The organism is Klebsiella sp. MPUS7, from assembly GCF_009905335.1.
GTDB lineage: Bacteria > Pseudomonadota > Gammaproteobacteria > Enterobacterales > Enterobacteriaceae > Klebsiella > Klebsiella grimontii.
The window spans coordinates 2,223,285-2,247,765 of sequence record NZ_CP047604.1 but is presented as its reverse complement, the minus strand read 5'-3'; the positions used below and the strand labels follow the sequence as shown (position 1 = coordinate 2,247,765).

Here is a 24,481-nt window from a genome sequence, read left to right as displayed (position 1 = left end):
GGGCGAGAATTGATAACGATCAAGAGCATAGGGCTTATAAAAGCGAGGTAAAACGCGAATTACCACCAAAGTAGTATTTATTTCTATTTATTATTTTATTGATAAATAAAGATATTTAATGAAAAAGCCTGCAGAAACCCGGGGTTTGTTATTCCCCACGGTATTAAGGGGTAGGCGCGCCTGAAGTCATTTTTTTTGTGACTTCAGGCGGCTTTTAATATCCCCCAAAACCACTAGTATGTTGTAACTAAGTAATAACCAATAAAAAGGGCGCAAATATCGTTGCGCCCTTTGCAGAAATTCAAAAAGAAATATTATTTCTGCTTACGTCCGTAGACCGCCCAGGTAATCACCACGCAGGCGATATAGAACACCAGGAATACCTTCATGGCGCCGGCCGGCGAACCGGTCAGATCCAGCGAAATACCAAACGCCTTGGGAATAAAGAACCCGCCAATCGCGCCAATCGCCGAAATAAAGCCCAGCGCCGCCGCCGTATCGGTCGCCGCTTCACGCATGGCCTGCGCTTCGCTGCCGCCCTGGGCCTTAACGCGATCCATGGTCATTTTGCGGAAAATAACCGAGATCATCTGGAAGGTCGACGCGCTGCCCAGACCGGCGGTCAGGAACAGCACCATAAATACCGCGAAGAAGGCGATAAAGTTACCGCCCTCGCCGTGGGTCGGCAGCGTCAGGAACAGCAGGCCGCAGAAGATAGCCATCACCACGAAGTTCACCAGCGTCACGCGCGTCCCGCCGAGGCGGTCGGAGATCGCCCCGCCGGTTGAGCGCGCCAGGGCGCCGATAAACGGCCCGAAGAAGGCATAGTGCAGAATCTGCACATCCGGAAACTGGGTCTTCGACAGCATGGCGAAGCCCGCAGAGAAGCCTATAAACGATCCGAAGGTGGCAAGGTAGAGCAGCGCCATAATCCACAGATGCGCGCGCTTCAGTACCGGTAGCTGCTCGCTCAGCGAGGCCTTCGACGCCGACAGGTCGTTCATAAAGAACCACGCCGCCAGGGTGAAGATAATCAGGAACGGCACCCAGATCCACGCCGCGTTTTCCAGATACAGCATGGAGCCATCCGGCTGCTCGCTGCCGGTTCCGCCAAAGACGGCGAAAATAGACAGCGATACCACCAGAGGGGCAACCAGCTGCATTACGCTGACGCCCATATTCCCGAGGCCGCCGTTGATGCCCAGCGCGCCGCCCTGCTTCTGTTTCGGAAAGAAGAAGCTGATGTTAGCCATACTGGAAGCAAAGTTCGCCCCCGCAAAGCCGCACAGCAGAGAAATAATCACGAAAACGCTGAAGGGCGTAGCGGTATCCTGCACCGCGAAGCCTAACCAGACGCAGGGGACGATCATAATCCCGGTGCTGAACGCGGTCCAGCGACGGCCGCCGAACAGCGGCACCATAAACGCGTACGGCACGCGCAGCAGCGCGCCGGACAGCGCCGGAAGCGCGGTCAGCATAAACAACTGGTCGGTGGTAAACTGAAAGCCGACTTTATTCAGGTTGACGGCAACGGCGCTGAACAACATCCAGACGCAGAATGCCAGCAAAAGACATGGAACGGAGATCCACAGATTGCGGCTGGCGACGCGATGACCGCGCTGCTGCCAGAATTCAGGATCTTCGGGACGCCAGTCGCTAATGACTGAGCGGGTAGTCTTCTCCGGGATTGAAGAGTGACTCATAGACACCTCTGATAATTCGTATTAACCCTAGCTACCTTATGGGTTACAGGCGGCGGTAAGTTGATATAAATCAAAGGAAAAGTGGGCGCCGATTTGGCGAAAAAAAACGCATCACCCGAAGTGAGTAGCTATTTCTGCGGAAAAAAGTGTGGTTTTTCACGCCAGTGCTGGAATTCCCCGAACACCTGCCACCAGCCCACCCCGCCCTGACAATTAAGGGGTAATCCTTTAGGGGTATGGGTATACTCCGGGGGATGGCCGAGAATAAGCGCCACTCCCGGATAATTTACCGGTCAGGAGCCCCGTACCCCATGTTGAAACGTCTTTTTACGCCGCTGACGCTGGTGAATCAACTCGCGCTGATCGTTCTGCTGGCTACCCTCATCGGCGTCGCCGGAATGGCGATCTCTTCTCGCCTGGTGCACGGCGTCCAGGGCAGCGCGCACGCCATTAATAAAGCCGGTTCGCTGCGCATGCAGAGCTATCGCCTGCTGGCGGCAGTACCGCTGGGCGAAAACGATGAAAAGCTGCTGGATGAAATGACGGCAACCGTCTTTAGCCCGGAACTGCAGTACGCCGCGCGCCATGACGATCAGCAGCGGCAGCTCCAGGCGCTGCAGCACTACTGGCAGCTGGAGCTGGCGCCGGGCATGCGCAAAGCGCAAAATCAGGCCTCGGTGGCGACCGATGTCGCCGGGTTTGTCGACCGTATAGACCAGCTGGTTACCGCCTTCGATCACACAACCGAAGAGCGGATTAAACACGTTGTCTGGATCCAGCGCATCATGGCTGTGGGAATGGCGCTGCTGCTGGTGTTCACCATCGTCTGGCTGCGCGCGCGCCTGTTGCGCCCGTGGAAACAGCTGCTGGGTATGGCCCGCGCGGTGAGCCGACGCGATTTTACCCAGCGCGCGCAGATTAGCGGACGCAACGAGATGGCGACGCTCGGCATGGCGCTGAACAATATGTCTGAAGAGCTGGCGGAGAGCTATTCGGTGCTGGAACGCCGGGTGCAGGAAAAAACCGCGGGCCTGGAGCAGAAAAACGAGATCCTCGCCTTCCTGTGGCAGGCCAACCGCCGTCTGCACTCGAACGCGCCGCTCTGCGAACGCATTTCTCCGGTTCTGAACGGGTTGCAGGGGTTAACCCTGCTGCGCGATATTGAAGTTCGCGTTTACGACCTCGAAGATGAAGACAATCATCAGGAGTTTTCCTGCCACTCCGATATTCAGTGCGACGACAGAGGCTGCTACCTCTGCCCGCGCGACCTGCCGCCGCTGCCAGATACCGGCACCACCTTAAAATGGCGGCTGTCGGACGCCCATAATCAGTACGGTATTTTGCTGGCCACCCTGCCCACCGGTCGCCATCTGAGCCACGATCAGCAGCAGCTGGTGGATACGCTGGTTGAACAACTCACCGGCACCCTCGCCCTCGATCGGCATCAGGAGCGCCAGCAGCAGCTTATCGTCATGGAGGAGCGCGCCACCATCGCCCGCGAACTCCACGACTCCATCGCCCAGTCGCTCTCCTGTATGAAAATGCAGGTCAGCTGCCTGCAGATGCAGGGCGACGATCTGCCGGCAGCGAGCCGCCAGCTGCTGGGGCAAATTCGTAATGAACTCAATACCTCCTGGGCCCAGCTGCGCGAACTGCTGACGACCTTCCGGCTACAGCTCACCGAACCGGGGCTACGCCCGGCGCTGGAGGCCAGCTGCCAGGAATACAGCGCCCACTTCGGTTTTGCGGTGCGCCTGGATTACCAGCTGCCGCCGCGTTTTGTGCCGTCACACCAGGCCATTCATCTGCTGCAAATCGCCCGCGAGGCGCTAAGCAACGCGCTGAAGCACGCAAGCGCCACGGAGGTCAGCGTCAGCGTGACGCTGCGGGAGAATCAGGTCCGCCTGGTGGTCGCCGATAACGGCCGCGGCGTGCCGGACCACGCGGAACGCAGCAACCATTACGGCTTGATTATCATGCGCGATCGCGCGCAGAGCCTGCGCGGGGACTGCCAGGTCCGGCGGCGGGAAACCGGCGGAACCGAAGTGGTGGTTACTTTTATCCCTGAAAAATCGTTTTCAATTCAATAAGGAGAACTCCATGAGTCAACAGGAACGGGCAACCATCCTTCTCATCGACGACCATCCCATGCTGCGCACCGGCGTCAAACAGCTGATCAGCATGGCTCCGGACATCCAGGTGATCGGCGAAGCCAGCAACGGCGAGCAGGGTATTGCGATGGCGGAAGCCTTAGATCCGGATTTAATTCTGCTGGATCTCAATATGCCGGGCATGAACGGTCTGGAAACCCTCGACAGGCTGCGCGAGAAGTCGCTTTCCGGCCGCGTGGTGGTGTTTAGCGTCTCTAATCATGAAGAAGATGTGGTGACCGCCCTGAAACGCGGCGCCGACGGCTATCTGCTGAAGGATATGGAACCGGAAGATCTGCTGAAAGCGCTGCAGCAGGCGGCGGCGGGCGAAATGGTGCTCAGCGAAGCGTTAACCCCGGTGCTGGCGGCCAGCCTGCGCGCCAATCGCGCCACCTCGGACCGCGACATCAGCCAACTGACCCCGCGCGAGCGCGATATTCTCAAGCTGATTGCCCAGGGCCTGCCGAATAAAATGATTGCCCGCCGTCTGGATATCACCGAAAGCACCGTTAAAGTGCACGTTAAGCATATGCTCAAGAAAATGAAGCTAAAATCGCGCGTGGAAGCGGCGGTTTGGGTCCATCAGGAACGCGTATTCTAGGGCTGTTGCGGCCACGAAACGCCCTCGGCCGGTACGTGTACCAACGGCTCCGTCAGCGCCAGTGCGATCTCATTGGATGAGACGCGCTGACCCGTTTTATCCTCCACCACCAGCGAAAGATGCCAGTGGTTGCTCGCCCCGGCTTCGCTGCTCCAGCGCGGCATAATCACGGTCCAGCCGTCCGTACTGTTGGCCTCAATCGGCGAGGTCAGGCTTAGCGCCTGGGTATCCCCCTGCCAGCTCAGCGACTTAATGCCGTGCAGGCTACGAATCTGTAGTTTCAGCTGCACCGTCTCCCCCGGCTGAAGATCCCAGGGCGGCGTCGCCAGATAAACCGACAGCGTTTTGCGCTGGCGATATTCAACGACCGGCAGGTTATCCCGTTCCGGGCTGTCGTAGCGGCTGCCGCGAAGCGATCGGCTAACGGCGACTTCATCGGCCGCCAGCTGCTGCTTCAGCGGGACGCCGAAGCGATAGTTCAGCTTCAGCCCGACATCATTTTGGCTGACGCCGCTCTCGCCCTGCTTATGCTTAGCCGTCACCGTCACCAGCGGAACGGGAGTGTAATTCAGCCCCACCGACACCGCGACCGGGTTGTGGTAGCCGGTACCCGAATGGAACAGATCGACGCTATCGCCAAAATACTGCTCCACGCTGACGCTGGTATTAATGTGCTGATAAAACGGCAGCCGCGCCTGGGCGGTCACATCGTAGCCGCTCGCCATACGCTGCTGCTGGGTCAGGCTACTCCCCTGCTGCCAGCCGCCGAGCGGCTGGTAGTAGTTCGCCGACAGGCGCAGCGACTCGCCCCAGGCTTCGGCCCCGACGCTGCCGCGCGCCATGCGATCGTCCAGGGCTTTATCGTAGAAAGAGTTGTAGCCCAGCAGCCAGGAGCCCATCCGCCAGCGCTGGCCGAGACCAATATTGCCGACCAGACCCGTATCCCGCTGGGTGACCGAGTACTGATTCCAGGTAAGGTAGTCGCCGTTATCCTGCAACGGGACAAACCAGCTCCCCTTACTGCCGGTAAAATTGCCCTCTTTGTCGACCAGCAGATCGACGTTGGCGTTGCCCCACGGCGAAAGCCAGTTCTCCAGCTGGTGGCTGACCTCGTTCCCCAGCTTACCGATAGCAAATACTCGCGCCTGTTCGCTGGTTGTCAGCCCGTTATCGCTCATACTGGCTTCGCCAAATTTTTTCGCCATCTCGGCAAAGTGCTTTGCATCGTCATCCACCTGCGGCGCGAGGCCGAGGTCGGGTAAGGTCTCAGGCCCCTTAGAGAACGCCTGGTTATCCTGCAGCGCGCGGGCGGGCATGCCTGTCAGCAGCAGGAGAAGCGGTAAAAGCGGGGTTACGCGGAACGGCAGAGAGCTCAAATCGGTTACGTCTACTCACGAAGTGGTGGCGGCAAAACATGAGTTTATCGTTTTTTGCGCTCCCCCGCAGCCCTGCGGACGATTCCAGGAATATGCTGAATCTCAGGCCTGCGCCAGCTTCGCCGCCAGCAGCGCTTTCAGCTCCGGGATGCAGGAGCCGCAGTTGGTGCCGCATTTCAGTTTTCCCCCCAGCGCGCCGGGCGTACGGCAGCCGCCGACAATGGCTTCGCCTATCGCCCGTTCGCCCACGCTAAAGCAGCTGCAGATAATACGCCCGCGCGGCATCTCAACGCCGCCTTTTCTGCCGCTCAATAACGCGTGGCGCCGGGCGGCGTTCTGCGGCGGAACGCGAAACGCGGCGTGAATCCAGTCGGCATCGATAGCCGGCTCGCTGGCGTCGCTCCACCAGCCGAGCATCAGCTCTCCCGCCCGCCACGCCAGCAGGTTCCAGACCTTGCCGCCCTCGGCTACCTGCATCTGCCATCCCTGCCGCTGGCACCACTCCACCAGCCAGTCGCGGGAGCGGGTATCCCCCGCCAGCGAAAGATGGATAATGCCCTGCGCCGCCCGCCGCCGCCAGTGCAGCGAAGCGGGCAGCGGAACCGGCTGGCGCGAAAAAAGCTCGCCTTTCCACGCAGGAAGCCAGGTGGCTATCGCCACCGCCGTCTGTTTACTTTCCGGCTGCCCGGAGTGCGGGTCGGTGACCGCAGCCAGCAGGTTGTTCACCCGTCCCTGACGAGCAAACTGATTATTCCAGTGCATCGGCACAAACAGCGACCCGGGCCGTTGCCCGTCGCCGATCGTCACTTTTGCGACCATCACCCCATTCGGTGAGCGGACCCGCGCCAGTTCACCTTCCAGCAGGTGATAACGCTGCGCGTCCGCCGGCGCGACCTCCACCACCGGCTCGTTAATATGCTGCATCAGACGCGGCACCGCGCCGGTGCGGGTCATGGTGTGCCATTGATCGCGGATCCGCCCGCTGTTGAGGATCAGCGGATAGAACGCATCGGTGGTCGCCCGGGTAGGTTGCGGCGCGACCGGCACCATCCGCAGTTTACCGTCGCGATGCCAGCCCTTATGCACACTCCAGGCTGCTTCGCTGCGGCTCACCGGCCAGCGCACCGGTTCCAGCGCATCCCACGCTTCGCGGCTGAGATCCGCCAGTCCGCCGATATCAAACGCCCGCTGGCCATCGTTTTCATATCCTGAAAGCGCGGCGTGTTCGCTGAACACCTCGTGCGGATGCTGCCAGGCAAAGGCGGAGCCGAAGCCCAGCGCCTCGGCCACGCGGGCGACGATCCACCAGTCGGCCCTGGCCTCTCCCGGCGGCGGCATGAAAGCGCGCTGGCGGGAGATCCGCCGTTCGGAGTTGGTCACCGTGCCGCTCTTCTCTCCCCACGCCAGCGCGGGAAAACGGATATGGGCGAAGCGTCCGGTATCGGTATCAGCGACGACGTCGGAGACGATGACCAGCGGACACCGCGCCAGCGCTTCGCTTACCGCGTGGCTGTCCGGCAGCGACACCACCGGATTGGTGCCCATAATCCATACCGCTTTTACCTCGCCGCGGCCAATGGCGGCGAACAGCTCCACCGCCGTCAGCCCCGGCGTTTGCGCCAGACGTTCGCTGCCCCAGAATCGCGCCAGGCGCCGTAAATCGTCGGGGTCAAAGTTCATATGCGCCGCCAGCATGGTCGCCAGGCCGCCCACCTCGCGCCCGCCCATGGCGTTAGGTTGACCGGTCAGCGAAAACGGCCCGCAGCCCGGACGCCCGTATTTACCGCAGGCCAGGTGTACGTTGATGATAGCGTTGCATTTATCGCTGCCGCTGGCGGATTGGTTGATTCCCATGGTATAGAGCGTGATGGCGCGCGGGGCGGCGATAAATTCGCGGTAGAAATCGGCAATCTGCTGGCGCGGCAGGCCGCAGAACTGCGCCACTTTGTCGAGGTCCCAGTCCTGGGCGATGGTCAGCGCCCGCTGCGCATCGTTAAAATCGTCGCTGATGGCGCCGCTGGCGGCAATGGCGTTCAGCAGGCCGACAAACAGCCCGCCGTCGCTGCCGGGGGCCAGCGCCAGATGCCGGTCGGCGATATCGCAGGTGGCGGTCCGACGCGGATCAATGACCACTACCCGCATCTGAGGATTGTCGCGCTTCGCCTGCGCCAGCCGCTGATAAAGCACCGGATGCGCCCAGGCGGCGTTCGACCCGACCAGCACCACCAGATCGCTGTTTTCCACGTCCTCATAGCTGCACGGCACCACGTCCGCGCCCAGCGCCCGTTTGTAGCCGGTGACCGCTGAAGACATGCACAGCCGCGAATTGGTATCGATATTCGCCGCGCCGATAAACCCCTTCATCAGCTTATTCGCCGCATAATAGTCCTCGGTGAGCAGCTGGCCGGAGGCGTAAAACGCCACCGCCTGCGGCCCGTGCCGATCGATAATCTCCCGCAGGCGCGAACCTGCCGCCGCCAGCGCCTGCGGCCAGGTCGCGCGTTCGCCGTCGACTTCCGGGAATAACATTCGTCCCTCCAGGCCGACGGTTTCGCCCAGCGCCGCTCCTTTAACGCACAGGCGGCCAAAGTTTGCCGGGTGCTGCTCATCGCCGCGCACGCTCACCTGACCGTGAGGCGCCCTACTGGCGATAACCCCGCAGCCAACCCCGCAATAGGGGCACGTGGTTCTGGTTTCCGTCATCAGGAGGCCTCCGCGCGCGCCAGCAGCTGCTGGTTGCCAACCCACACCTTGCCGTTCTCCACTTTGACCGGCCAGGCGCGCACCGCCTGTTCGCCGCCGTCGCACTGGCGGCCATCGCGCAGGCGGATTCGCTGCTTATACAGAGGCGAAATCACGATCGGTTCGCCGCCCGCATCGCCAAGCAGACCGCGCGACAGAACGTTGGCCTCGCTGCCCGGTTCGAGGTTATCGAGGGCATACACCTGGTCGCCAAAGCGGAACAGTGCAATCTGCCGCTCGCCGAGCCGCGCGCCAATCCCCGCCTGCTGCGGAATGGCGTCGAGATCGCAAATGGCCTGCCACGGGCGCGACGGCAGCGCCGGTTCGCCCTGCGCCGCGAAGGGGGCCAGCTGCGGCTGGCCGCGCAGGGTTTGCCGCTGTACGGTTTCGTCCGGCTCATCGCTGTTCACGTAGGAGCGGAACAGCGCCAGCCGCTGCGGATCGTTAAGGGTGGTTTGCCATTCGCACTGGTAGCTCTCGACCACCCGCGCCATCTCCTGCTCCAGCTCTTCGCCGATGCCGAGGCTGTCTTCGAGGATCACCTCGCGCAGATAGTCGACCCCGCCCTCAAGGTTATCCATCCAGGTACTGGTGCGCTGCAGGCGATCGGCGGTACGAATATAGAACATCAGCAGCCGGTCAATACTGCGGATAAGCGTGGCTTCATCAAGATCGCTGGCGAACAGGTCGGCATGGCGCGGCTTCATGCCGCCGTTGCCGCAAACGTACAGGTTCCACCCCTTCTCCGTGGCGATAACCCCAATATCTTTCCCCTGGGCTTCCGCGCATTCGCGGGTACAGCCGGAGACGGCCATTTTAATTTTGTGCGGCGCGCGCAGCCCCTTGTAGCGATGTTCGAGGGTGACCGCCAGGCCGGTGGAGTCCTGGACGCCGTAGCGGCACCAGGTCGAACCGACGCAGGATTTCACCGTCCGCAGGGATTTGCCGTAGGCGTGGCCGGTTTCGAATCCCGCCTCGGCCAGCTCGCGCCAGATTGCCGGGAGCTGTTCCAGGCGCGCGCCGAACAGGTCGATACGCTGGCCGCCGGTCACCTTACTGTACAGTTGATAGCGTTTGGCGATCTGGCCGATCGCAATCAGACCGTCCGGCGTCACCTCTCCCGCCGCCATGCGCGGCACCACCGAATAGGTGCCGTCTTTCTGAATATTGGCGAAGTAGCGATCGTTGGTGTCCTGAAGCGGCAGATGCGCCGGCTTCAGCAGATATTCATTCCAGCAGGAGGCCAGTACCGAGGCGACCAGAGGTTTACAGACCTCGCAGCCGTGGCCCTGTCCATAACGGGCAATCAGCTGTTCGAAGGTGCGGATATGGTTGACGCGAACCAGGTGATAGATCTCCTGGCGCGACCACGGAAAGTGCTCGCAGATATCCTTTTTAACTTCGACGCCCTGCTCGGCAAGCTGGTACTCCATCACCTGTTTCACCAGCGCACTACAGCCGCCGCAGCCGGTCGCCGCTTTGGTGCAGCTTTTTATCGCCGCCATGTCGCCCGCGCCGGCGCTCACCGCCTGGCAGATATCGTCTTTGCTGACGTTGTGACAGGAGCAAATCTGCGCGCCGTCCGGCAGCGCCGCGACCCCGAGCGCCTTCGGCGCGCTGCCCTCCAGCGCCGGAAGGATCAGGCTTTCCGGGTGTTTGGGTAAAGCTATCCCGTTAAGCATCATCTGTAGCAGCGTGGCGTAGTCGCCGGCATCCCCGACCAGCACCCCGCCGAGCAGGTTTTTGCCATCCGCGCTGACCACGATTTTTTTGTAGATCTGCTGCGGCCCGTGCGTCCACTGATAGCTCTGACAGCCCGGGGTACGCCCCTGGGCGTCGCCGAACGAGGCGACATCAACGCCCAGCAGCTTCAGCTTAGTGCTCATATCCGCGCCGCTAAAGCTGCCCGCCTCGCCCGCCAGAGTAGCCGCTGCGGCGCGCGCCATCTGATAGCCTGGCGCCACCAGGCCATAAATTTTGTTCTCCCACAGGGCGCATTCGCCGATCGCCAGCACGTCCGGGTCGGAGGTACGGCACTGGTTGTCGATGCAGATCCCGCCGCGTTCACCTACGCTCAGTCCGCCGCTGCGCGCCAGCGCGTCCTGCGGGCGAATACCGGCGGAGAACACCAGCATATCGGTCGCCAGCGAGCTGCCGTCGGCGAAGTTCAGCTGCAGCCCCTGCTCATTGCGAACAATTTCCGTCGTCGCCTTGCTGGTGTGCACTCCGACGCCCAGCTCGCTGATTTTTTCCCGCAGCATCGCCGCGCCGCCGTTGTCCAGCTGCACCGCCATCAGGTTCGGCGCAAACTCGACAACGTGAGTTTCCAGCCCCAGTTGCTTCAACGCATTGGCCGCTTCCAGCCCGAGCAGGCCGCCGCCGATCACCACGCCCCGTCGGGCGGTTGCGGCGCGGGCGGCAATCTGGTCGAGGTCGTCCAGCGTACGGTAAACAAAACAGCCCTCAAGATTATGGCCCGGCACCGGCGGAACAAACGGGTAAGAGCCCGTCGCCAGCACCAGCTTATCCCAGTGGGTTTCGTGACCGAAGGCATCGCGCACCACCCGCGCTTCGCGGTCGATGCTGGCGACCGATTCGCTCAGGCGCAGCTCAATACCGTGCTGAGTGAAAAAATCCCCTTCCACCAGCGACAGCGATTCCGCGCTGCGTCCGGCGAAATATTCCGTCAGATGCACCCGGTCATAGGCGGCATAGCGCTCCTCGCAGAACACCACAATCCGATACTGTTGATGAAGGTCACGGCTGACGCATTGCTCAAGAAAATGGTGGCCGACCATACCGTGTCCGACCAGCACTAATACAGGTTTTGTCATCGTAGTTTGTCCCACAGCGCGCGGCTGCATCGTTGAAGAGGGGTCGAAAAGCCACTCTGCCGGCGCGGGCGCTGACGCCCCCAGCAGAGCGGTGAGGGGCGCGGCGCTGCTGCAATCCCCGAGCAGCAGTACGCCGCGCAGCTTACCGTCGCGCAGCAGCAGGCGACGGTAGTGGCGGTCCAGCGGATCCCAACTGGTATAAACGTCATCCTGCTCATCGGCCCGCAGCTCGCCGGCGCTGAACAGTTCAATGTCGGTGACCTTCAGGCGGGTGCCGCTATCCTGCCAGCGGAAATCCTCGCCAGGGATAGCGCACAGGCGGTCCGCCAGCACCTCCGCCTGGCGCAGGCACGGCGCCACCAGCCCCCAGGTCTGACCGTCGATTTCACAGCATTCGCCGAGGGCGCTGACTCCCGGCTGCGCGGTTGCCAGCCGGCGGTCGACGAGAATTCCGCGACCGCACGCCAGCCCGCTGCGCTCGGCCAGCCGTTTGTTCGGCTGTACGCCGGTCGCCAGTACTACCCGCGAGGCGGCAAACGCGCGGCCGTCCTCCAGCAGCACCTGATGTTCATCAATGGCGGCGATACGGCTCTCCATCACGCAGCCGATCCCGCGCTCGGCGAGCAGCATTTGCAGCTGTTCGCCGGCAAAGGCATCGGTCTGCAGCTCCATCAGCCAGCTTCCGCGGTGCAGTAAAGTGACACTGTCACCATGACGACGTAGCGCCGCGGCGGCCTCCACGCCGAGTACGCCGCCGCCGATGACCACCGCCGGGCCGTCGATGGCCAGAATGCCTTCGACGTCCGCCAGGGTGCGGAAAGCAAAAACGTGCGGCAGCGTGATGCCCAGCAGCGGTGGTAGAAACGGCAGCGACCCCGTGGCGAACACCAGTTCATCCCAGCCAAGTTCGCCTGCGGTGGTCTGCAGCGTACGGGCCGCCATATCCACCGCGGTAACCGTTTCACCGGCGCGTACCGTGACGTTATGTTGCGAATACCACTCTGCGGGCAGCAGTCGCGTCGCGCCTGCGGTTTTCTCCGCGCCAAGCACCGGCGACAGCTGAATGCGGTTATAGGCCTGGCGCGGTTCATCGCCGATAATGGTGATGCTAAACCGCCGCGCATCCCGCTCCACCAGCGCCTGCGCCAGGCGCGTGGCCGCCATACCGTTGCCGATAATCACCAGTTGCCGCGTCATCGCCGCCCCCTATGCCGCTTTCGGCTGTTTTTCATAGAGGAAGTGCAGGATCTGCTGGCGCAGATGGTGATAGCGGCTGTCGTCCGCCAGCTGCACGCGATTGCGCGGTCGCGGCAGATTGACGTCGAGGATCTCCCCGACCGTCGCCGCCGGTCCGTTGGTCATCATCAGCACCCGGTCGGAAAGCAGCACCGCCTCATCCACATCATGGGTAATCATGACGATGGTGGTATTCAGCGACTGCTGGATCTGCATCACCGCGTCCTGTAAATGCGCCCGCGTCAGGGCATCAAGGGCGCCAAAGGGTTCATCCAGCAGCAGCACTTTCGGTTTCATCGCCAGCGCCCTGGCAATGCCAACGCGCTGCTTCATCCCACCGGAGATCTCCCCCGGACGCTTGTGCAGGGCGTGGCCCATCTGTACCCGCTCGAGGTTGTGCTCAATCCACTCTTTGCGCTCGCCTTTGCTCATGCTGCGACGAAAGACCTGGTCCACCGCCAGCGCCACGTTGTCAAAGCAGGTCAGCCACGGCAGCAGGGAGTGGTTCTGAAACACCACCGCGCGTTCCGGCCCCGGCCCGGCGATTTCGCGGTTGTCGCACAGCAGGCCGCCCTCCGTCGGCAGGGCTATCCCGGCTATCAGATTCAGCAGGGTTGATTTACCGCAGCCGGAGTGGCCGATCAGGCTGATGGTTTCCCCTTCGTAGATGTCGAAGGAGACGTTCTGCAATGCGAGGAATTCGCCGCTGGCGGTGCTAAAACGCTGGCTGACGCCCTGGACCTGAATTAATGGTTTCATCTGCGACTCCTTATTTTTCCTGCCAGCTAAAACGGCGGGCGAGCAGCATCAGCCCCTGTTCCAGCAGCAGACCGACCACGCCGATAATGACGATGGCGATGATGATGTTTTCGACGTTGAGGTTGTTCCACTCGTTCCAGATCCAGAAGCCGATCCCTAAGCCGCCGGTGAGCATTTCGGCGGCGACAATCACCAGCCAGGCGATACCGATGGAGAGACGAACCCCGGTCAGCACCGCCGGCAATACCGCCGGAAAGAGGATCTTGCGCATCACCGTCCATTCGGAAAGCTGCAGCACCCGGGCAACGTTGAGGTAATCCTCAGGAATACGCCGCACGCCCTCGGCGGTGTTAATCACCATCGGCCAGATCGAGCAGATAAAAATGGTCCAGCTGGAGGCCGGTTCCGCTTTCTGGAACAGCAGCAGACCGATGGGCAGCCAGGCCAGCGGACTCACCGGGCGCAACAGCGCGATCAGCGGGTTAAACATGCGGGCGAAAAACAGCGAGCGGCCAATCAGGAAGCCGAGCGGAATTCCCGCCAGCGCGGCAAGGCCAAATCCCACCGCCACCCGCTGCAGCGACGCCAGCACGTTCCAACCGATGCCCATATCATTGGGCCCGTCCTGATAAAACGGATCGGCGAAAAGGGTCAGCGCCGAATCCAGCGTGGAGAGCGGCGTCGGGAAACCTTTGCTGTTCATCGCCGCCAGCTGCCAGCCCAGCAGCAGTAATCCCAGCCCGAGCAGCGGCGGCAGAAGACGCTGGGTAACATCGCGCAGCCAGCGGCTGAGCGGAGGCGTGGTTTTGCGCACCTGCAGCGGCGGCAGGGTAATAATTTCGCCGGGCGCTTTATCGGCGCTGGCCGGCGGTTGCGGTTTATATGCGTGTTTCATCTCATGCCCCCTTACGTTGGATCGCGAAACTGCGGGCGTAACCTTCCGGATCGACCCCATTCCAGACCTTGCCATCGATCAGCGTACTGCTGCGCATCGCCTGCGTCGGCGCGCTGATGCCGCCGACCGCCTGGGCGGCCTCTTTCCAGACGTCAATCCGGTTAATGCGCTGGGCCACCGCCAGATAATCCGGCGCCGACTTCAGCAATCCCCAACGGCGGAACTGGGTCAAAAACCACATGCCGTCCGAGAGCCACGGAAAACTCACTTCCCCCTGTTCATAGAAGCGCATCGGATGCGCGTCCTGCCAGCGGCGGCCGATACCGTTGTCGTATTCGCCGAGCATGCGTCCGGTGAGGTACTGCTCTTTGGTGTTCAGCCATGCGCGTCTGGCAAGGAGGCGCGCCGTTTCGCGGGTGTTGTCGGCGGAGGCTTCAATCCAGCGCTGGGCCTCCATCAGCGCCGCTACTAGCGCGCGCGCGGTGTTTGGATGACGCGTAACCCATTCGCTGCGGGTGCCGAGAATTTTTTCCGGGTGTTCCGGCCAGATATCCTGAGAAGTGGCGGCGGTGAACCCGATACGATCGTTAATGGCACGCGCGTTCCACGGCTCGCCGACGCAAAAGCCGCTCATGTTGCCGATGCGCATGTTCATCACCATCTGCGGCGGCGGCACGACGACGGTGCGAATATCGGCGAATGGGTTAATTCCGCCGCTCGCCAGCCAGTAGTAAAGCCACATCGCGTGGGTACCGGTGGGAAAGGTGTGGGCGAAGGTGTAGCTGCCCGGCGCGTGCTGGCCGATCCGTTTTTTCAGCCCGCTCAGGTCGGTGACGCCCTGTTCCTGCAGCTCGCTGGAGAGCGTAATCGCCTGGCCGTTGCGGTTAAGGGTCATCAGGTTGGCCATCGCCTGCGGTTTACTGGCGATCCCCAGCTCCAGGCCGTAGAGCATGCCGTACAAAATGTGCGCGGCGTCGAGCTCTCCGGCAACCAGCTTGTCGCGCACCGCGGCCCAGCTGGCCTCTTTGCTCGGCACGAGGGTGATACCGTACTTTTTATCGAACCCCTTCAGGGAGGCAATGGCTAAGGGAGCGCAGTCGGTTAGCGGAATAAACCCCACCCGCACGGTGGTCTGTTCCGGTTTATCCGACCCAGCCGCCCACGCCGCCTGCATTATGCCGGGGAGCAGCATCGCGCCGCCCAGCGCCGCCCCCGTCTGTAATAAACGTCGCCGTGAAATCGAAAACTTATCGCCCATAACCGCTCCAGAAACGCGCAAAAAAAAAGCGCCCGGCGGTGCTTACGCACCGCTGGACGCCTTTATCCCTGGACATACGCGCCGCCATTGGCGCGCTGCCCAAAACCTTTTATTCACTCATTTTATCTAATGCAAAGCTAATGCCAGTTTTGCCGAAGGCCATTTCACGCGCTTTGGCTCACTACCCGGGCGCGTTTAAAGCGAAAAATGCACCGTCGGCTGGCAATAAATGCCCGCTGATTGTGCATCTACTCCTTTGGGGTTACGCGCCATAGCGCCTTTACCGTCAGCAGCGCGCGGGCTATCTCAACCATGCGCTGATTCTTGTCCATCGCCATTTTACGCAGCGCCTGCCAGGCCTGCTCCTCCTGCATTCCCTGGTAGGTCATCAGCACGCTTTTGGCCTTTTCAATCAGCTTGCGCTCTTCAAGCGCATCTTTTAATGACGCAAGCTGGCCGGAGAGCTGCTGTAGCTCATGGGCCTGCTGGCGCACCAGCGGCAACAGCTGCTTATCCAGCCGCAGGGCTATACTGTCCTCCTGCCAGTCAGCGGGCGGTAGCTGAGCCTCCGGCTCTTCGCCCTCGAGCAGCGCGTCCGCAGCGTTAAGCAGATCAACGATCAGCAGTTCTTCCACGCCGCGCAGCTGCTCGAGGCGCTGAGTCTGAGCGCAAAACCAGCGCAGCGCCGTTTCTCCCTCGTCCGCCGGCGGCTGACGGGTGCAGGCAACCCGTCGTAGCTGTTCAATCTCCAGGCTGGCCTGGCACTGTTCAGCGAACAGGGCGGTTTGCGGCGGTTGGGCCAAGGCCTGAAAACTGTCGAAACAGGGCTGCTGGCCGTCAATGCGGTCCACCAGCTGCTGACGCAGCTCATCGCTGAACTGCCCGCGGGCAAAGCCCAGCGCGCCCAGCGCGCGCTCCTGTCCGGCCAGCTCTTTTCCCTGCATAAAGCTGTAAAGCGCAACCATGCGGCCGGCGATTTGCGGATCGTCGATGCTGTCGTTGAGCTGCGGTACGATATTCAACAAGTGGCGGATAATGCGGCTAAACTGCCCGGTGGCCTCTTCGGCGGCAATCTCCCGGTCGCGCACGCGTTTACGCAGCGCCGCAAGCTGGGGCAGATACCACACCGCGCAGGCAATGCGCCAGCATAGCGCGCTACTGGCGGCGTCGCGCGCGGGCTCCAGCGCCGCATAAAACCGCGTGAGCTGCTCATCGACCAGCGCCGCGCCCGCCCGGCACTCCGCCGCATACAGTCTGCCGCCCGAGCACAGCCAGATATTTGACGCGCCGCGCTCGCACTGCAGCATATGCACCAACGCGCTTATCTGGCCTGCCAGCGTCCCCTGCTGCGCCAGTTGGTGCAGCTGCTGCTTCTGTAAGCGACGCGCGCGCGCAAACCAGTCGACCACCTCAGGCGTATTGCCCGCCATATTATTCATACCCCTCTCCCGGCTTAACGCTTTATACTTCAGCCAAGCAATAACCGTGCCTTATAGAAGGAGTCCTTATGCAACGTATTGTGATTATCGCGAACGGTGCCGCCTACGGCAGCGAATCCCTGTTTAATAGCCTGCGCCTGGCGATCGCCCTGCGCGAGCAGCAGTCAGACCTCGAACTGAAGCTGTTTTTAATGTCCGATGCGGTGACCGCCGGCCTGCGCGGCCAGAAGCCTGCGGAAGGCTACAACATTCAGCAGATGCTGGAGATCCTCACCGCGCAAAACGTGCCGGTGAAGCTGTGTAAAACCTGCGCCGATGGCCGGGGGATCGGCGCGCTGCCGCTGATTGACGGCGTGGAGATTGGTACCCTCGTCGAGCTGGCGCAGTGGACGCTGGCGGCGGATAAAGTTCTGACCTTCTAAATATCTCCCGTTCAACGGGATTAAATATCAAGCTGGCGGCGTTTGGTGACCGAAAACAATGCCAGCTGAAAGCTTTCAGGAACAACGTCATTTTTGTTTAATCTTTATTCTTTTTTTTGATCAAAATCAGCATCTGCCTCCCTCCCCTTTGGTGTTATGCACAGAGCAAAGTGTGAACAATATCACGCGGGTTAATGGGCTGGCAGGATGCTGTAGACAGAAACGGGGTTAAGATTAAATGGCAATGGTAAAAGCAAGTTTAACGTTGTTTGGCGGTGATACGTTGGTGGTGCGTTGTTCCGAACGCTGCCATATTCACCTGATGAGCGCCAAAGTGCCTGGCGATAGTCATGCGGATATTCTGAGCGTACAGGACAGAGATAGCGCGTATCTGACCGTGCCTTACAGCGGCACCTGGAACGTTCTTATCGACAGCCACAGCCAGTCGCTGGAGCATTCAATAAGCTACGTTCCCGCCTGATAGCAAACGCCCGGGGAAACCCGGGCGATGTACTCTTAAGCCAGCCCGGGCTGGCTACTTTCCCCCATCAGATGACGCACCTTGCCGACTAAATCGTCGAGGCAGGCATCGTGCATACCGAGCTTCCGCAGCTCCTGATCGAGCGAGAACAGATACTGAGCGTTGGTGCCAAGCGGCCCGCTGGCGCGCGCTATCAGCGGCGCAATGACCTGCGCGCTGGTGTCCGCCTCGAACAGCGGATGACGCGGGTCCATAATAAAAACTAATGCGTTGACGGTGCGGCCATCGTCCAGGTCCAGCTTGCACCAGGTCGGCAGGTAGCAGCCGGTGATCATCTCCCGCTTCCACAGCAGGGTCAGCTCTTCTTCCAGGGTTTCATCAGGCAGACGATAGGCGACGCCGGTGGTACGCCCGCCCTCTTTTAGCGCCAGCATACGGCCAGGCTGGGTTGCGCTACCGCGCCCGGCGGTGAGCCGCAGGCAAAACGCGCGGTGCCAGCCCGGTAGGGTACCGGTACAGGATTCACGATACTCCAGCGCCGGGTTCCACATCAGCGAACCGTAGCCAAAGATCCACACCGAGCCATCGTCCGGACGACAGGCCAGGGTCGCCGCTAAAGAGGCTGCCCGCTGCTCTGCCGACCAAAGAAGCGATTCCTCAATAGCGCCAAACGCTGTTTTACAATCCGCATTCAGTAAGAAATCACGCGTTAACACTTTCTACTACCTCCGCCACTGCCCGCTTCCCGGCGATGATCTGGTGCCATCCGTGAAGTATTGCCGAATTATTATCCAGCTTTATTTGACAATAAGCAATGAACGAGCCGCGGGCAAGGGCTCAGGCAGCACATGTCGTAGCAAAAGCGATTACTTCTTCTTATGCCATTTATCATCATCGCCTTTTTGGTACTCATTTTTCACCGCCGCCCAGGCGACTTTGTGCGCGGTCTCTTCACGGCTGGCGTCGTCGCGTCGGTCTTCTTTATGCTTATACTGTTCCCAGGCGCTGTTAAAGGCTTCTTTGTAAATCTCCTGAGCATGCGCGGGCAGAACGTGCTGAACGCTGTCGGGCAATTCACTTTTGTTGCTATAGGGCATGGCAACCTCCGGTTTAAGGGTGAATAGTGAGTCTGGTAGAGGATCAACCGGCTGGCAAGGCGAGAGATAAATGAGAAAGATGTTTTAGTAATTATCTGAATAATAAATACAAAAAAATAGTAACCGCAGTTTATGGCAATCTACCACTTTTACAGAGTCAGAGTGGTAAATTTAAGTAAAAAAACAAAATAGTCCCCGCAATGTCTGTTATTTTATTAACTTACAATATCTATAATTATAACACCTGCATACCTGGAGATAATTCATGACCGATGCACATGAGGCGGTGAAGACCCGCCACAAGGAGACCTCCCTCGCCTTTCCGGTTCTGGCGCTGGCGGTGCTGTTTTTCTGGGGAAGCAGCCAGTCACTGCCAGTGGTCGTTGCCATTAATATCCTGGCGCTGGTCGGGATTCTGAGCAGCGCGTTCAGCGTTGTTCGCCACGCCGACGTTCTGGCGCACCGCCTTGGCGAACCCTATGGTTCATTAATTTTAAGCCTTTCAGTGGTTATTCTCGAAGTCAGCCTGATTTCCGCATTAATGGCCACCGGCGATGCCGCGCCGACCCTAATGCGCGATACGCTTTATTCAATCATCATGATTGTCACCGGCGGGCTGGTGGGTTTTTCTTTACTGCTGGGCGGGCGCAAATTCGCCACCCAGTATATGAATCTGTTCGGCCTTAAACAGTACCTGATCGCCCTTTTTCCGCTGGCGATTATCGTCCTGGTCTTCCCGATGGCGCTGCCCGGGGCTAACTTCACCACCGGCCAGGCGCTGCTGGTTGCGCTGATTTCCGCCGCCATGTACGGCGTATTCCTGCTGATTCAAACGAAAACGCACCAGAGCCTGTTTGTTTACGAGCACGAGGATGACGGCGACGACGATGACCCGCACCACGGCAAACCGTCGGCGCATAGCAGCAAGTGGCACACCGCCTGGCTGCTGGTACACCTGGTTGCGGTGATCGCCGTAACCAAAATGAACGCCAATCCGCTTGAGACGTTGCTGACCAGCATGAACGCCCCCGTGGCCTTTACCGGCTTCCTGGTCGCGCTGCTGATCCTCTCTCCGGAAGGCCTTGGCGCGCTGAAAGCGGTGCTGAACAATCAGGTCCAGCGGGCGATGAACCTGTTCTTCGGCTCCGTGCTGGCCACCATTTCTCTGACGGTGCCGGTGGTAACGCTTATCGCCTTCCTCACCGGTAACGAACTACGCTTTGGCCTTGGGGCACCGGAAATGGTGGTGATGGTTGCCTCCCTGCTGCTGTGCCAGATTTCGTTCTCTACCGGACGCACCAACGTGCTGAACGGCGCGGCGCACCTGGCGCTGTTCGCCGCCTACCTGATGACCATTTTTGCCTGAGCCTCCCCCGGCGGCCTCTACCTCTGCCGGGGAGATAAAAAAAGCCTGCCGGTTTTGCAACGGGCAGGCTTTTGTCATTTCAGGCGCGATTACTTGCTGGTATCCAGCTCATCGAAGCCTTTAACCAGATCGTCGATGGCTTTCATCTGCTTGAGGAATGGCTCCAGTTTATCCAGCGGCAGCGCGGATGGACCGTCGCATTTCGCATGTTCCGGATCCGGGTGCGCTTCAATAAACAGGCCCGCGATGCCTACCGCCATCCCGGCGCGCGCCAGTTCGGCAACCTGCGCGCGGCGTCCGCCGGACGCGGCGCCAAACGGGTCGCGGCACTGCAGTGCGTGGGTAACGTCGAAGATAACCGGTGAGTTATTGGAGGCTTTTTTCATCACCCCGAAGCCCAGCATGTCGACCACCAGGTTGTCGTAGCCGAAGTTCGCGCCGCGATCGCAAAGAATGACTTTGTCATTGCCGCCTTCGATGAATTTATCGACGATATTGCCCATCTGGCCCGGGCTCACGAACTGCGGTTTTTTCACGTTGATCACCGCGCCGGTTTTCGCCATCGCTTCAACCAGGTCAGTTTGGCGGGCGAGGAACGCTGGCAGTTGAATAACGTCAACCACGTCAGCCACCGGCTGAGCCTGGCTGGCTTCGTGAACGTCGGTGATGATTTTCACGCCGAACGTCTGCTTCAGCTCCTGGAAAATCTTCATCCCTTCTTCCAGCCCCGGCCCGCGATAGGAGTGGATGGAAGAACGGTTAGCTTTATCAAAAGAGGCTTTAAACACATAAGGAATGCCCAGCTTCTGCGTGACGGTCACGTAGTGTTCGCATATACGCATCGCCAGATCGCGGGATTCCAGCACGTTCATGCCACCAAACAGCACGAATGGCAGGTCGTTTGCTACGTTGATATCACCAATGCTAACCACTTTTTGTTTCATAAGTTCGCCTTATCAGGGTGTAACCGGAATGGTTTCAGACTAATGCAATGTAATTTGTTTATGCGAAATGGTGTTGATCTGCGCGCGGATCATCTCGCTGATGGGATCCTCCGGGCACTGTTCAACGAAGTAACTGAGGTCCTGCAGCGCCACGTGATCGCAATCGAGCTGGGCGTATATCAGCCCGCGATCGCGAATTTCGTACGGATCTTCCGGGTTGAACTGCAGCAGCGCCTCGCTGGTGCGTAACGCCAGCTCCATCTGCCGCTCTTCCATCAGCGCCGATTTGAGCGTGTCGAGCAGCTTGCGGATCACTTCCGCGTTATCGGCTTCGTCGAGATCTTCGTTAAACAGCTCGGCGACCGGGCTAATATTGCCCTTCAGCCACACTTCCAGCGTATGCTCGTTCAGCGTTTCGCCGTTAAACGGATTAATGAGCCACATCTCTTCGCTCTCTTGCGGATCGGCGCGCAGCAGCATCTGGGTCGGGAAAATAACCGGTACCACCGGCAGCGCCAGACGCTGTGCGATCCACAGCAGGATTGCGCCTAACGACACCGCGCTGCCCTGGCGGTTGTTGAGAACCTTATCAAGCCAGAGCACATCGGACAGACGGTAAACGCCGCGCGAATCGCTGAAGCCCCAGTCGTGATAGAACAGCTCCAGCAGACGCTCTATCTGGCGCTCCTGGTCCCAGGAAGAGGCAATCTCCTCCTGCGCCAGGGCCAGCAGCCGCTCCAGCTCATCCTGCACATAGTGCGTCGGAAAATCGTCGCGGATTAATTCAGAAATGAGGACCATGCCGTCACATAACGGCGCTTTATTAAATTCGAAATCAGCTAACGACCTCATGCCTTACCCCAATAACGGTATTCTTGTGATGGCGAGTTGAATAATGATAAACAACACCACCAGGGCCAGCAGAAAGGCGACAAACCGGCTCTGCTGACTGCGCGAGCGACGACGGCCCAGCGCGATAAATCCCAATGCGATATAAATGATAACGCCAAACAGCTTCTCAGTCAGCCATGTACCCTCTTCGGTAAACGGCAGATAGTGCGTTATTGCCATTAATCCAGCGCCGCTGAGAAACAGCAGCGTATCGCTACAGTGCGGCGCAATGCGGACCCAGCGCTGGTCGAGCAGGCGGTTCCCGCTCCAGCGCCACCAGTAGCGCAGCACGAACAGGCTGACCGAGACCACCACGCAGGCGATATGCAAATACAGTACCGCGTTAAACAGATTCATACCTCTCCCTGATAATGCCCGAGCGTCAGGCGCTCGTTGTCTCCATAATCGCGGCAGGTGGCAATATTGCCATAACCCGCCTCGCGAAAGAGTTCCCGCACCGCCTGGCCCTGCGTCCAGCCGTGTTCCAGCAACATCACGCCGCCGGCAGCCAGATAGCGGCGGCCTTCGCGGATGATATGCGCCAGATCGGCCAGACCGCCATCGGCGGCGACCAGCGCCGTTTTCGGCTCAAAGCGGACATCGCCCTGCGCCAGATGCGGGTCGGTTTCGTCGATATAGGGCGGATTGCTGACGATGATGTCGAACTGCTGTCCGGCGAGCGCGCTAAACCAGTCGCTTTGCAGTACGCTGACGTTAGGGATCGCGAGATGCTCAACGTTACGCGCGGCCAGCGCGACCGCATCGGGCATCACATCGACGGCGGTGACGCGGCAGTCCGGGCGTTCGCTGGCCAGCGCCAGGGCGATCGCGCCGGTGCCGGTGCCGAGATCGAGAATGCGACACGGCTCATCGGATAAGCGCGCCAGCGCCTGTTCAACCAGGCACTCGGTATCCGGACGCGGGATCAGCGTCGCGGGAGAGACGAACAGCGGCAGCGACCAGAATTCGCGCTGGCCCACCAGGTGAGCCACCGGTTCGCCCCGGGCGCGACGGCTCAGCAGCGTTTCCAGCTCGGCGGCCTGCGCCGCGGTCAGCGCCGTTTCGCCAAAGGCGAGGATATAGGTCCGCGCTCTGCCAGTCACGTGGCCCAGCAGGATTTCGGCATCCCGGCGCGGGCTTTCACTTTGGCTCAGGCGGGCGATAGCCTGGGTCAGCCACTGCTGAAAAGTCATCATTCCTGCTCGGAAAGGGCGGCCAGCTGATCGGCTTGATATTCCTGAACGATCGGCTCAATCAGCATATCCAGTTTGCCTTCCATCGCTTCGTCCAGACGATAAAGCGTCAGGTTGATGCGATGATCGGTCACGCGGCCCTGCGGATAGTTATAGGTGCGGTTGCGATCGCTGCGATCGCCGCTACCCAGCAGATTACGACGCTCGGAGGCTTCCGCCTGCTGGCGCCGGGACACTTCCGCGGCGCGGATGCGCGCGCCAAGCACCGACAACGCTTTCGCTTTGTTTTTGTGCTGGGAGCGTTCGTCCTGACACTCGACGACGATACCGGTCGGCAAGTGGGTAATACGGATCGCCGAATCGGTGGTGTTGACGTGCTGACCGCCCGCACCGGAGGAGCGGAAGGTATCGATGCGCAGATCGCTCGGACTGATATCCGGCATTTCGGCTTCCGGCAGCTCCGGCATCACCGCCACGGTGCAGGCGGAGGTATGGATACGCCCCTGGGATTCGGTGGCCGGTACGCGCTGCACGCGATGGCCGCCGGATTCGAACTTCAGTCGCCCATAGACGCCGTCGCCGCTGATTTTGGCGATCACTTCTTTAAAGCCGCCGTGTTCGCCTTCGTTGGCGCTCATGATTTCCACGCGCCAGCGGCGTGATTCCGCGTAACGGCTGTACATACGGAACAGATCGCCCGCGAACAGCGCCGCTTCATCGCCGCCGGTGCCGGCGCGAACTTCAACAAACGCGTTACGCTCGTCGTCCGGGTCTTTGGGCAACAGCAGAACCTGCAGCTGCTGCTCCATCTGTTCGCCCTTCTCTTTCGCTTCGCGCAGCTCTTCCTGCGCCATTTCGCGCATTTCCGGGTCATCGAGCATCATCTGCGCGGCTTCGATATCATCCTGCAGCTGGCGCCAGTCGGTGTAGCAGCGGGCGACGTCGCTCAGCTGCGCGTATTCGCGGGATAACGCGCGAAACTTATCCTGATCGGCGATGGTCGCGGCATCGCCGAGTAGCGCCTGAACTTCCTCATGGCGTTCGTAAAGGGCTTCCAGTTTGGCAACAATAGAAGGCTTCATAGGCGTGAATTC

At 60.4% G+C, this 24,481-nt stretch carries 20 protein-coding genes; 5 read left to right on the top strand and 15 right to left on the bottom strand.

All coding sequences use genetic code 11. The annotated features are described in order from the left end of the window. Positions 1 to 314: 314 nt before the first annotated feature. Complete coding sequence (locus GUC22_RS10540) at positions 315 to 1,703, bottom strand: NarK family nitrate/nitrite MFS transporter (RefSeq protein ID WP_004133002.1); 1,389 nt, start codon at positions 1,701 to 1,703, stop codon at positions 315 to 317. 311 nt (positions 1,704 to 2,014) lie between these two features. Here GUC22_RS10540 and narX point away from each other — a divergent pair, with 311 nt between their 5' ends. Together narX and narL are read left to right on the top strand one after the other, a co-directional pair. After that, on the top strand, positions 2,015 to 3,793 hold the full coding sequence (gene narX / locus GUC22_RS10535) for a nitrate/nitrite two-component system sensor histidine kinase NarX (protein WP_004133000.1): 1,779 nt from the start codon (positions 2,015 to 2,017) through the stop codon (positions 3,791 to 3,793). 10 nt (positions 3,794 to 3,803) lie between these two features. Then, positions 3,804 to 4,454: a two-component system response regulator NarL gene (gene narL, locus GUC22_RS10530; RefSeq protein ID WP_004132998.1), complete on the top strand. Its 651-nt coding sequence runs from the start codon at positions 3,804 to 3,806 to the stop codon at positions 4,452 to 4,454. On the opposite strand, the gene GUC22_RS10525 is transcribed toward narL, so the two are convergent. The 7 genes from GUC22_RS10525 to nasR all read right to left on the bottom strand — a co-directional run bounded on the left by GUC22_RS10525 (position 4,451) and on the right by nasR (position 16,993). Next, entirely contained in the window at positions 4,451 to 5,770 is a 1,320-nt protein-coding gene (locus GUC22_RS10525; protein ID WP_142385538.1) for a YchO/YchP family invasin, read from the bottom strand. The two genes, narL and GUC22_RS10525, sit on opposite strands and share 4 nt — an antisense overlap. Before the next feature lie 162 nt (positions 5,771 to 5,932). After that, the gene (locus GUC22_RS10520) at positions 5,933 to 8,533 is read right to left on the bottom strand and encodes a nitrate reductase (protein ID WP_160183507.1); all 2,601 of its coding nucleotides are present in this window, start codon (positions 8,531 to 8,533) and stop codon (positions 5,933 to 5,935) included. Further along, the gene (gene nirB, locus GUC22_RS10515; RefSeq protein ID WP_160183506.1) at positions 8,533 to 12,603 is read right to left on the bottom strand and encodes a nitrite reductase large subunit NirB; all 4,071 of its coding nucleotides are present in this window, start codon (positions 12,601 to 12,603) and stop codon (positions 8,533 to 8,535) included. The genes GUC22_RS10520 and nirB overlap by 1 nt, the downstream gene beginning before the upstream one ends. 9 nt (positions 12,604 to 12,612) lie before the next feature. Beyond that, complete coding sequence (locus tag GUC22_RS10510) at positions 12,613 to 13,401, bottom strand: ABC transporter ATP-binding protein (RefSeq protein WP_004133385.1); 789 nt, start codon at positions 13,399 to 13,401, stop codon at positions 12,613 to 12,615. A gap of 10 nt (positions 13,402 to 13,411) precedes the next feature. Further along, complete coding sequence (gene ntrB, locus GUC22_RS10505) at positions 13,412 to 14,296, bottom strand: nitrate ABC transporter permease (RefSeq protein WP_049088167.1); 885 nt, start codon at positions 14,294 to 14,296, stop codon at positions 13,412 to 13,414. Position 14,297: 1 nt separating this feature from the next. Continuing rightward, on the bottom strand, positions 14,298 to 15,554 hold the full coding sequence (locus GUC22_RS10500; protein ID WP_004133381.1) for a CmpA/NrtA family ABC transporter substrate-binding protein: 1,257 nt from the start codon (positions 15,552 to 15,554) through the stop codon (positions 14,298 to 14,300). 248 nt (positions 15,555 to 15,802) lie between these two features. Next, the gene (nasR, locus tag GUC22_RS10495) at positions 15,803 to 16,993 is read right to left on the bottom strand and encodes a nitrate regulatory protein NasR (protein WP_004133379.1); all 1,191 of its coding nucleotides are present in this window, start codon (positions 16,991 to 16,993) and stop codon (positions 15,803 to 15,805) included. Positions 16,994 to 17,061: 68 nt separating this feature from the next. Between nasR and GUC22_RS10490 the strand changes: the two genes are divergently transcribed. Then, on the top strand, positions 17,062 to 17,415 hold the full coding sequence (locus GUC22_RS10490) for a DsrE/DsrF/TusD sulfur relay family protein (RefSeq protein ID WP_014229754.1): 354 nt from the start codon (positions 17,062 to 17,064) through the stop codon (positions 17,413 to 17,415). Between the two features lie 238 nt (positions 17,416 to 17,653). Continuing rightward, positions 17,654 to 17,896, top strand: coding sequence for a DUF1883 domain-containing protein (locus GUC22_RS10485; RefSeq protein WP_002910387.1), 243 nt, complete (start codon positions 17,654 to 17,656; stop codon positions 17,894 to 17,896). Between the two features lie 35 nt (positions 17,897 to 17,931). On the opposite strand, the gene GUC22_RS10480 is transcribed toward GUC22_RS10485, so the two are convergent. Continuing rightward, on the bottom strand, positions 17,932 to 18,612 hold the full coding sequence (locus GUC22_RS10480; RefSeq protein WP_142476359.1) for a gamma-glutamylcyclotransferase: 681 nt from the start codon (positions 18,610 to 18,612) through the stop codon (positions 17,932 to 17,934). Positions 18,613 to 18,762: 150 nt separating this feature from the next. After that, positions 18,763 to 18,993, bottom strand: a complete 231-nt coding sequence (chaB, locus tag GUC22_RS10475; protein WP_004133373.1) for a putative cation transport regulator ChaB — start codon at positions 18,991 to 18,993, stop codon at positions 18,763 to 18,765. A gap of 265 nt (positions 18,994 to 19,258) precedes the next feature. Here chaB and chaA point away from each other — a divergent pair, with 265 nt between their 5' ends. After that, positions 19,259 to 20,359, top strand: coding sequence for a sodium-potassium/proton antiporter ChaA (gene chaA / locus GUC22_RS10470; RefSeq protein ID WP_024357863.1), 1,101 nt, complete (start codon positions 19,259 to 19,261; stop codon positions 20,357 to 20,359). An 89-nt stretch (positions 20,360 to 20,448) separates the two neighbouring features. Here chaA and kdsA read toward each other — a convergent pair whose 3' ends face one another. Genes kdsA through prfA form a run of 5 tightly spaced genes read right to left on the bottom strand, consistent with a single transcriptional unit; the run spans position 20,449 to position 24,469 of the window. Beyond that, positions 20,449 to 21,303, bottom strand: coding sequence for a 3-deoxy-8-phosphooctulonate synthase (kdsA, locus tag GUC22_RS10465; RefSeq protein ID WP_004851877.1), 855 nt, complete (start codon positions 21,301 to 21,303; stop codon positions 20,449 to 20,451). Between the two features lie 39 nt (positions 21,304 to 21,342). Continuing rightward, complete coding sequence (gene sirB1 / locus GUC22_RS10460) at positions 21,343 to 22,155, bottom strand: invasion regulator SirB1 (protein ID WP_024357862.1); 813 nt, start codon at positions 22,153 to 22,155, stop codon at positions 21,343 to 21,345. Positions 22,156 to 22,158: 3 nt separating this feature from the next. After that, on the bottom strand, positions 22,159 to 22,551 hold the full coding sequence (gene sirB2 / locus GUC22_RS10455; protein WP_004133364.1) for an invasion regulator SirB2: 393 nt from the start codon (positions 22,549 to 22,551) through the stop codon (positions 22,159 to 22,161). Further along, entirely contained in the window at positions 22,548 to 23,387 is an 840-nt protein-coding gene (gene prmC / locus GUC22_RS10450) for a peptide chain release factor N(5)-glutamine methyltransferase (protein WP_049130988.1), read from the bottom strand. Before prmC ends, sirB2 begins: the two co-directional genes overlap by 4 nt. Then, a complete protein-coding gene (gene prfA / locus GUC22_RS10445; RefSeq protein WP_004133359.1) occupies positions 23,387 to 24,469 on the bottom strand; it encodes a peptide chain release factor 1 in 1,083 nt (360 codons plus the stop codon). Before prfA ends, prmC begins: the two co-directional genes overlap by 1 nt. Between the last annotated feature and the right edge of the window lie 12 nt (positions 24,470 to 24,481).

Excerpts from the sequence above, each read along its gene's own strand:
- GUC22_RS10485 (WP_002910387.1), top strand. The coding sequence starts at position 17,654 with ATGGCAATGGTAAAAGCAAGTTTAACGTTGTTTGGCGGTGATACGTTG.
- chaA (WP_024357863.1), top strand. The coding sequence starts at position 19,259 with ATGACCGATGCACATGAGGCGGTGAAGACCCGCCACAAGGAGACCTCC.
- chaB (WP_004133373.1), bottom strand. The coding sequence starts at position 18,993 with ATGCCCTATAGCAACAAAAGTGAATTGCCCGACAGCGTTCAGCACGTT.
- prfA (WP_004133359.1), bottom strand. The coding sequence starts at position 24,469 with ATGAAGCCTTCTATTGTTGCCAAACTGGAAGCCCTTTACGAACGCCAT.
- prmC (WP_049130988.1), bottom strand. The coding sequence starts at position 23,387 with ATGACTTTTCAGCAGTGGCTGACCCAGGCTATCGCCCGCCTGAGCCAA.
- ntrB (WP_049088167.1), bottom strand. The coding sequence starts at position 14,296 with ATGAAACACGCATATAAACCGCAACCGCCGGCCAGCGCCGATAAAGCG.
- narL (WP_004132998.1), top strand. The coding sequence starts at position 3,804 with ATGAGTCAACAGGAACGGGCAACCATCCTTCTCATCGACGACCATCCC.
- GUC22_RS10510 (WP_004133385.1), bottom strand. The coding sequence starts at position 13,401 with ATGAAACCATTAATTCAGGTCCAGGGCGTCAGCCAGCGTTTTAGCACC.
- kdsA (WP_004851877.1), bottom strand. The coding sequence starts at position 21,303 with ATGAAACAAAAAGTGGTTAGCATTGGTGATATCAACGTAGCAAACGAC.
- GUC22_RS10520 (WP_160183507.1), bottom strand. The coding sequence starts at position 8,533 with ATGACGGAAACCAGAACCACGTGCCCCTATTGCGGGGTTGGCTGCGGG.
- narX (WP_004133000.1), top strand. The coding sequence starts at position 2,015 with ATGTTGAAACGTCTTTTTACGCCGCTGACGCTGGTGAATCAACTCGCG.
- nasR (WP_004133379.1), bottom strand. The coding sequence starts at position 16,993 with ATGAATAATATGGCGGGCAATACGCCTGAGGTGGTCGACTGGTTTGCG.
- GUC22_RS10540 (WP_004133002.1), bottom strand. The coding sequence starts at position 1,703 with ATGAGTCACTCTTCAATCCCGGAGAAGACTACCCGCTCAGTCATTAGC.
- sirB1 (WP_024357862.1), bottom strand. The coding sequence starts at position 22,155 with ATGAGGTCGTTAGCTGATTTCGAATTTAATAAAGCGCCGTTATGTGAC.
- sirB2 (WP_004133364.1), bottom strand. The coding sequence starts at position 22,551 with ATGAATCTGTTTAACGCGGTACTGTATTTGCATATCGCCTGCGTGGTG.
- GUC22_RS10500 (WP_004133381.1), bottom strand. The coding sequence starts at position 15,554 with ATGGGCGATAAGTTTTCGATTTCACGGCGACGTTTATTACAGACGGGG.
- GUC22_RS10525 (WP_142385538.1), bottom strand. The coding sequence starts at position 5,770 with ATGCCCGCCCGCGCGCTGCAGGATAACCAGGCGTTCTCTAAGGGGCCT.
- GUC22_RS10490 (WP_014229754.1), top strand. The coding sequence starts at position 17,062 with ATGCAACGTATTGTGATTATCGCGAACGGTGCCGCCTACGGCAGCGAA.
- nirB (WP_160183506.1), bottom strand. The coding sequence starts at position 12,603 with ATGACGCGGCAACTGGTGATTATCGGCAACGGTATGGCGGCCACGCGC.